7 protein-coding genes and 1 pseudogene are annotated in these 7758 nt (G+C 38.7%); 6 read left to right on the top strand and 2 right to left on the bottom strand.

Annotated elements, in window-relative coordinates:
- The 6 genes from CBG25_RS16085 to glnB form a co-directional block, all read left to right on the top strand.
- Positions 1 to 317 (top strand): hypothetical protein (locus tag CBG25_RS16085; RefSeq protein WP_290607892.1); only part of this gene is annotated, 317 nt, incomplete at its 5' end.
- A gap of 91 nt (positions 318 to 408) precedes the next feature.
- Complete coding sequence (locus CBG25_RS16080) at positions 409 to 1848, top strand: HAMP domain-containing sensor histidine kinase (RefSeq protein ID WP_290607891.1); 1440 nt, start codon at positions 409 to 411, stop codon at positions 1846 to 1848.
- Positions 1849 to 1892: 44 nt separating this feature from the next.
- A complete protein-coding gene (gene qseG, locus CBG25_RS16075; RefSeq protein ID WP_290607890.1) occupies positions 1893 to 2693 on the top strand; it encodes a two-component system QseEF-associated lipoprotein QseG in 801 nt (266 codons plus the stop codon).
- Entirely contained in the window at positions 2690 to 4027 is a 1338-nt protein-coding gene (gene glrR, locus CBG25_RS16070; RefSeq protein WP_290607889.1) for a two-component system response regulator GlrR, read from the top strand. Before qseG ends, glrR begins: the two co-directional genes overlap by 4 nt.
- Before the next feature lie 29 nt (positions 4028 to 4056).
- The gene (locus CBG25_RS16065; RefSeq protein WP_290607888.1) at positions 4057 to 5679 is read left to right on the top strand and encodes an NAD+ synthase; all 1623 of its coding nucleotides are present in this window, start codon (positions 4057 to 4059) and stop codon (positions 5677 to 5679) included.
- 15 nt (positions 5680 to 5694) lie between these two features.
- On the top strand, positions 5695 to 6033 hold the full coding sequence (gene glnB, locus CBG25_RS16060; protein ID WP_290607887.1) for a nitrogen regulatory protein P-II: 339 nt from the start codon (positions 5695 to 5697) through the stop codon (positions 6031 to 6033).
- 109 nt (positions 6034 to 6142) lie between these two features.
- Here the strand turns inward: glnB and hmpA are convergent.
- Positions 6143 to 7329 (bottom strand): annotated as a pseudogene (gene hmpA, locus CBG25_RS16055) (NO-inducible flavohemoprotein).
- Between the two features lie 148 nt (positions 7330 to 7477).
- Positions 7478 to 7758, bottom strand: a 281-nt coding sequence (locus CBG25_RS16050; protein WP_290603775.1) for a transposase family protein, incomplete at its 5' end; no start/stop codon positions are given.

The following is a 7758-nucleotide window of genomic DNA, read 5'->3' as shown; positions in this document are numbered from 1 at the left end:
TAAAGCTCGAATTTACCCTGCATGCAATGGCCTATAACTTATCAAGAGCGGTTGCTCTGATATTATGGATGATTTTTAGTCTATTATTTGTACAAACTAAAATCAGAAAAAGAGAAAATCTGCACGGTGGGATATTGTTGAAAAAAAATTCCACCCCTTTTGCGACAGCCTCATATGGGTGGGGCGCAGTGAATTATTTAATAAAGTATTTATTGCTGCTTAAGCGCATGAATATTATTTACTCTCCTTGCCTTATTCCCTTATTAATTAAAATGTTACCCTCGATTTTGGTGATAAAAAGACTGTTTTTCACATAATAATCAAATTAGAAATTTTTTATTAAATCGGCAGGCAAATTCACTATCGAATATAAGTTCTGTTACCATAATAGTATGAATAGGTAATGAGATGATTTCTTTGAATAAGTGGCATTCTTTTCCGCGTTCACTACGCCAACTGGTGGTGATGGCTTTTTTATTGGTTCTTTTGCCATTATTAATATTGGCATACCAGGCCTATCAAAGTTTAGATCAATTGAGTAATCAAGCGGCTGATATCAACCGTACCACTTTACTTGATGCGAGGCGCAGTGAAATTATGACGAGTACCGCGCTTGAAATGGAGCGTAGTTATCGTCAATACTGTGTGTTAAACGATCAAACTTTTGCTGCTTTATATAAGAAAAAACGGCAAGAATATAGTGAGATGCTAGCTCGTCAAATGACTATTTTGCCTGATAAAAACCAAATCGCGACTATTCAAACCTTACTGGAAGATCTCTCCGATTTAAAATGCGAAAATAACTCACCTATCCCGGCAATGGCGACGGCCCTTGAACGTTTTTCGGTTACCAACAATCAGTTAGTACAATTAACACGTGATGTTGTATTTGGACGTGGTACGCAATTGCAAAATGCAATTGCTGAAAAAGGTCAATATTTTGGTTGGCAAACGCTAATTGTGTTTTTATTGAGTGTATTATTAGTTGTGTTGTTTACTAGAATGATTATTGGTCCGGTTAAAGCTATTGAGCGTATGATTAATCATCTTGGGGCAGGAGGAACACTTTTTACCAGACTTGAACGTTTTAAGGGGCCTAGTGAGTTACGTTCATTAGCTCAGCGTATTGTTTGGTTAAGTGAGCGACTCAGTTGGTTGGAATCACAACGGCATGAATTTTTACGTCATATTTCTCATGAATTAAAGACACCTTTAGCCAGTATGCGTGAAGGGGCTGAACTATTAGCTGATGAAGTAGCAGGGCCTTTGACTTTAGACCAACGAGAGGTTGTCGCTATTTTGGATAATAGCAGTAAACATTTGCAACAACTCATTGAGCAATTATTAGGCTATAATCGTCAGTTAGCCGATGGGCCAGCTCAGATTCAGCAAATTGATTTAACCAAGTTAGTGGCAAATATCGTTTCCTCACATAATCTAACGGCTAGAGCTAAAAATATTCAAACTGAAATTGAGTTAAATATTACTCATTGTTGTGCAGAGCCAACTTTTTTGGCAAGAGTGATCGATAATCTCTATTCTAATGCAGTGCACTACGGTTCTGAATCGGGTAAGATCTGGATAATAAGTAATGAAACTGATGATAAACTCCAAATCGATATCGCTAATACAGGAGCACCTATCCCAGAATCTGAACAAAATATGATTTATGAACCTTTTTTTCAAGGATCTTTATTGCGTAAAGGGGCAGTAAAAGGGAGCGGGTTAGGATTAAGCATTGCCCAAGATTGTATTAAAAGAATGAATGGTCAATTGTTGCTTATTGATTGTCAGTTTGCTGATGTCTGTTTTCGTATTGAGCTACCACTAACCACAGAGTATGAATAATGCCAAATTGGTCTAATTACAACACCCTAATAGCCTCAGGGATAATGCGGAAAACATGGCATATTGCATTTGCGAAGCTAAGTTGTGGGGAATTTTTTTCCACTAAATGGAAAGTAAAGTTAACAACATTTCTTTTACCTTTTTTATTAATAGCTTGTAGTAAATATCACCATCCAGTACCACTGGATATTATAAATGAATCGATACCAATAGAAGAACGTATAACAGATTATCACTATGTTACTTGTGAAAAAATATGGAATATAGATAGCGAGAATGCTTCAGATAATCCGCTTTACTGGTTGAGAATTGTTGACTGTGCTAATCGATTGAATAAAGAGCAAGCGGCTTTGATGGCTAAAACGATTCAGTTAATTAATTGGCAAAATGTTTTTCGACATAGTATTTTACTCGATGTCGCAGAGCCAACCGTCACTGCCCGGCGTAAAATAATTGATAATTTGAATAGTTATAGTTTGCAGTTCCCTTCACCTATTCGTCCACTGTTAGAATTATGGCGTGAAAAGCAAATTCAGATTGTTAATGTTGAAGAAGCAAATGCTAAATATTTACGTTTACAACAAGAGAGCGATAATAAACTAGATCGTTTAGCTGAACAAAACGCTCATCTAACCTATGAATTAAATATTGTCTCACGTAAGTTGGAAAATCTGACCGATATTGAACGACAACTTTCTTCACGCAAACAGCAGGAACAAGCTGTTTCAAATGGAAAAATGGATAAAAGCAGTACCAATTCAACAGCAAATAGCGCAGAGCCGAAAACGACGGATGTGATTAAAGAGTCTCATCAGGTTGATAAAAGCGGAGAAAATCCCCAATGACAGTGCATAAATCAGCCAATCTATTATTGGTAGATGATGATCCCGGTCTATTGAAATTATTGGGTATGCGTTTGACTAGTGAAGGATTTAAGGTGGTTACCGCAGAAAATGGTGTGGATGCCTTGAAAATTCTAGCAAAAGATAAAATTGATCTGGTTATCAGTGATTTGCGTATGGATGAAATGGATGGCATGGCACTTTTTGCGGAGATACAGAAACAGCAGCCAGGCATGCCGGTCATTATTTTAACGGCGCATGGTTCAATCCCTGATGCGGTAGCGGCAACACAAAGAGGGGTATCGAGTTTTCTCACTAAACCGGTTGATCGTGATGCCCTCTATAAAGCGATTGGTGAAGCCTTGGCTATGTCAATTTCCGTTTCTGATGAAAATTGGAGTGAGGAAATTGTCACTCGTAGCCCGATAATGCTTCGTTTATTAGAACAGGCACGTATGGTGGCGCAATCTGATGTTAGTGTATTAATAAATGGGCAAAGTGGTACTGGTAAAGAAGTGTTGGCACGAGCAATTCATCGTGCTAGCCCTAGAGCTAAAAAACCCTTTATTGCAATTAACTGTGGGGCTTTACCTGAGCAGCTTTTAGAATCGGAGCTGTTTGGTCATGCCAAGGGCGCTTTTACCGGTGCGGTTACACATCGTGAAGGTCTATTTCTCGCTGCGCAAGGTGGAACACTATTTCTCGATGAAATTGGTGATATGCCTTTGTCTCTTCAAGTGAAACTATTGCGGGTTTTGCAAGAACGTAAAGTGCGGCCTTTAGGCAGTAACCGTGATTTGGATATTGATGTTCGAATTATTTCAGCGACCCATCGTGATTTACCAAAGGCAATGGAAAAAAATGAATTTCGGGAAGATCTCTATTACCGTTTGAATGTGGTAAATATCAAAATTCCTACCCTTAATGAGCGTTCGGAGGATATCCCTTTATTAGCAAATCATTTGTTAAGGGAATCAATAAAGCGTCATAAACCTTTTGTGCGTAGCCTATCGAGGGATGCAATGAAATGTTTAATGGCGGCAAGTTGGCCGGGTAATGTAAGGCAATTAGTGAATGTTATTGAGCAGTGTGTTGCATTAACAACCGCGCCGGTTATTAGTGAAGCATTAGTCATTCAGGCGCTGCAAGGCGAGAATACTGCATTACCTACTTTTGTTGAGGCTCGCAATCAATTTGAGCTTAATTATTTGCGTAAATTGTTACAAATGACAAAAGGTAATGTTACCCATGCTGCGCGTATGGCCGGTCGAAACCGAACGGAGTTTTATAAGTTATTAGCCAGGCATAAACTGGATGCTAATGATTTTAAAGAATAATTTTTATTATGTCTGGAGAATGAAATTTTATGAACCGAACGCTGAATATTGCACTAGCACAACTAAATTGGCTGGTAGGTGATATTGAAGGCAACTGTGAACGCATGTTGCAGGAAGCTAAGGCTCAACAGTTACAGGGTGCAGATCTTATTCTGTTTTCGGAATTAGCTTTAACTGGCTATCCGCCCGAGGATTTACTTTTTCGGCCGGATTTTTACCAACGCTGTAGCAAACAACTTGATCGTCTGAAAGATGCTAGTCAAAATATCGCCATTGTTGTTGGTCATCCATGCTGGCAAAACGAAAAATGTTATAATGCATTGTCATTTTTCTGGCAGGGGCAGCTAGTGGCGCAATATTTTAAGCAACAATTGCCTAATTATGGTGTTTTTGATGAAAAACGTTATTTTCATTCAGCTAATGAAACTTGCGTAATACCTTTTAAGGGTTACAATTTAGGTTTTTTAATTTGTGAAGATGTCTGGTTTAATGAGCCAGTTGATGCAGTTAAAGCCAAAGGCGCTGATGTCCTCATTATCATTAATGCTTCACCTTACAATCGTGAAAAGCCCCATATTCGTTCAACATTATTAAAATCATACTGCCAAAGAACCCAATTACCAATTGTCTATTTAAACCAGGTTGGTGGACAAGATGAGCTCATCTTTGATGGCGGCTCAAAAGTATTCAATCGCAAGGGTGAGATAACGCATTATTTAGCTCAGTTTGCTGAGCAAGTTCTCCAGTGTAAATTTAATGATGATGAACCACTGCCAGTGACTAATTCAGCAAAAACTTTATCACCGATAGCCCAGGTTTATGAAGCATTAGTCATGGCAACCCGTGACTATATTAATAAAAATAGATTCTCTGGCGTTATTTTGGGATTCTCTGGCGGAATTGATTCAGCTTTAACCTTGGCTATTGCAGTAGATGCTTTAGGTAAAGATAAAGTTCAGGCAGTAATGATGCCTTTCAAATATACGGCTGAAATGAGTATCCACGATGCCAAAGAGCAGGCAGCATTGTTAGATATTAAACTTGCGATAATATCTATTGAAGCCATGTATGATGCATTTATGGCAGGTTTGTCACCATTATTTAACGGCATGGAGCCCGACACAACCGAAGAGAATTTGCAGGCTCGCTGTCGGGCTATCATTCTGATGGCAATATCGAATAAGCATCGCCGTTTAGTATTAACGACCAGTAACAAAAGTGAGTCCGCCGTTGGTTATACCACTCTTTATGGTGATATGGCTGGCGGATTTGCGGTGCTTAAAGATGTACCAAAGATGTTGGTATTTGAGCTAGCAAAGTATCGAAATACGATTTCACCAATCATTCCTCAGCGAGTGATAGAACGTCAGCCTTCTGCTGAGCTAGCGCCAGGGCAGCTCGATCAGGATAATTTACCCCCTTATCCTGTGTTGGATGCGATCCTGGAAGGTTATGTTGAACAGGATAAATCGGTTAGTGAATTAGTTGCGGCTGGATTTGATGAAGCAACAGTTCGTAAAGTGATCAAGTTAGTTGATATTAATGAATATAAACGGCGTCAGGCACCGATAGGTCCGCGCGTTACAATGCGAAATTTCAACAAGGATAGGCGTTACCCAATTACTTCGGCTTTTGGTCGTAAAAACTGGTGATAATAGGATAATTTGATGAAAAAAATTGATGCAATTATCAAACCTTTCAAGTTGGATGATGTAAGAGAAGCTTTAGCAGATGTCAGTATAACCGGAATGACAGTAACGGAAGTAAAAGGGTTTGGCCGCCAAAAGGGTCATACAGAACTTTATCGTGGTGCAGAATATATGGTTGATTTTTTGCCTAAAGTAAAAATTGAAATTGTTGTTCCGGACGATATTGTTGATAGTTGTATTGAAACGATAATACAGACGGCACAAACGGGAAAAATTGGTGATGGCAAAATTTTTATTTATGATATTGCTAATGTGATCCGTATTCGAACCGGCGAGCAGGATGAAGCGGCTATTTGATTTTAAAGGGTAACAGATGGTTGAAAGTTACAAAGGAGTTGATATGGAATCTGTAACTTTTTGTTCCACCTGTTACCACTTACCCTGGTTTTAGTGAAGGTTTTAATTATTATTGTTCATTTCCCTCAATAACTTTATGTGGTCCAAAACACTCATAGTGGATGTGACTGGTATTTACTCCCATGGCGAGCAACTGTTCGGCAATAAATTGCATAAAGTTAACTGGACCATAGAAGTAATAATGCATATTTTTAAGATTAAGCTGCTCTTTTACTTTTGAATTAACCCTTGGTATTGGTACTGTTCTTGTGGTCTGTCTTGCTCTCGTGGATTGTTATACCAAACGGCACTGAAGCCATGAGTAAAATCGGTTAATTTGTTTTTTACTTCATTAGCAAAGGCGTGATGTCCACCATGCTCTGTCGCGTGTAGCCAATTCAGTGGTGCTTTATGTTGTCGCTGATGTAGCTTCTCCAACATACTTATCATCGGCGTTAAGCCGACACCGGCTGAAATTAGTGTTACTGGTGTATCGGCATAAACGGCGAGAAAAAAATCACCGCAGGGTGGTGCCAGTTTGACGATGTCACCTTCTTTTATCTCATTATGAAGATAGTTTGACACACTTCCTTTTTCTTCACGTTTTACAGCGATACAATAACTTTTGCCGTTAGGTGCATTGGTTAATGAATATTGCCGAATTTGTTGATTAGTAAGTTTTTCATTATCCTGTAAGTAAATAGTTAAATATTGTCCAGGGCGGAAATCGACTACCTCATTACCATCTTCTGGAATAAATTGAAAACTGGTGATCGTTTCGCTGCGCGAGATCTTTTTAGCTACTTTGAAATGACGTAAGCCTCGCCAACCTCCGATACGCTCTTCATTTGTTTGGTAGATCTGCTCTTCACGGTTAATAAAGATATCGGCTAGCACGTGAAAAGCTTTAGCCCAGGCATCAATAATTTCTTTTCCAGGCTGAAATAGCTTATCAATGGTATGCAATAGATGTTGACCAACAATCGAATAATGTTCAGGTTTTATATTCAGACTGGCATGTTTTTGGGCGATTTTTTCAATGGCAGGCAGTAAGGCTGAAATATTATCAATATTGCTGGCAGAGAGGCAAATGGCATTGAATAAAGCTTCTCTTTGTTCACCATTAATTTGATGACTCATGTTGAAAATATCTTTTAATTCAGGGTTATGTTGAAACATACGCTGATAAAAATGAGCGGTTAATTTAGGGCCGGTGGAGACAATAGAGAAAGAGGAATAGTTGCGATTATAATTTATTCATAAAATTCAATATGATAAAGAAATATTATCACTATAATTCACTATTCGCTCACTATTGCATATTACCATGCATGCAGATCACCCAATAACATTAAGCGTGTTGCTTAATAGTGAAATAAGGGTGTTTCGGTGATTGAAGTAAATTTTACGCTGTTCTGAGATGGAAATTCCAAAGACCTGCGCTAAGGAGTAAGAAGGTATCATCAATAAAGGGTCTACGATTCCGTAAAATTTGGGTCATGCAACCGAGGCGCTTGATACCCGCGATGGCGTGTTCAACTGTAATACGGATGCCCGAGATTATTTTATTTTCTTGTTTTTGTTCAGGCGATAAAGGTCTTTTTCGAGTTCCTTTTTTTGGGATTTGTGTATTAGGATGCTGTTTATCTATACCTTGAAAACCGGTATCTGCCCAGATGGTTACCT

Source organism: Arsenophonus sp. ENCA, assembly GCF_002287155.1.
GTDB lineage: Bacteria > Pseudomonadota > Gammaproteobacteria > Enterobacterales > Enterobacteriaceae > Arsenophonus > Arsenophonus nilaparvatae.
This window is presented reverse-complemented; position numbering and strand designations above follow the sequence as displayed.

Coding starts and splice junctions, on each gene's coding strand:
- CBG25_RS16080 (WP_290607891.1), top strand. CDS start 409: ATGATTTCTTTGAATAAGTGGCATTCTTTTCCGCGTTCACTACGCCAA.
- CBG25_RS16065 (WP_290607888.1), top strand. CDS start 4,057: ATGAACCGAACGCTGAATATTGCACTAGCACAACTAAATTGGCTGGTA.
- glnB (WP_290607887.1), top strand. CDS start 5,695: ATGAAAAAAATTGATGCAATTATCAAACCTTTCAAGTTGGATGATGTA.
- glrR (WP_290607889.1), top strand. CDS start 2,690: ATGACAGTGCATAAATCAGCCAATCTATTATTGGTAGATGATGATCCC.
- qseG (WP_290607890.1), top strand. CDS start 1,893: ATGCGGAAAACATGGCATATTGCATTTGCGAAGCTAAGTTGTGGGGAA.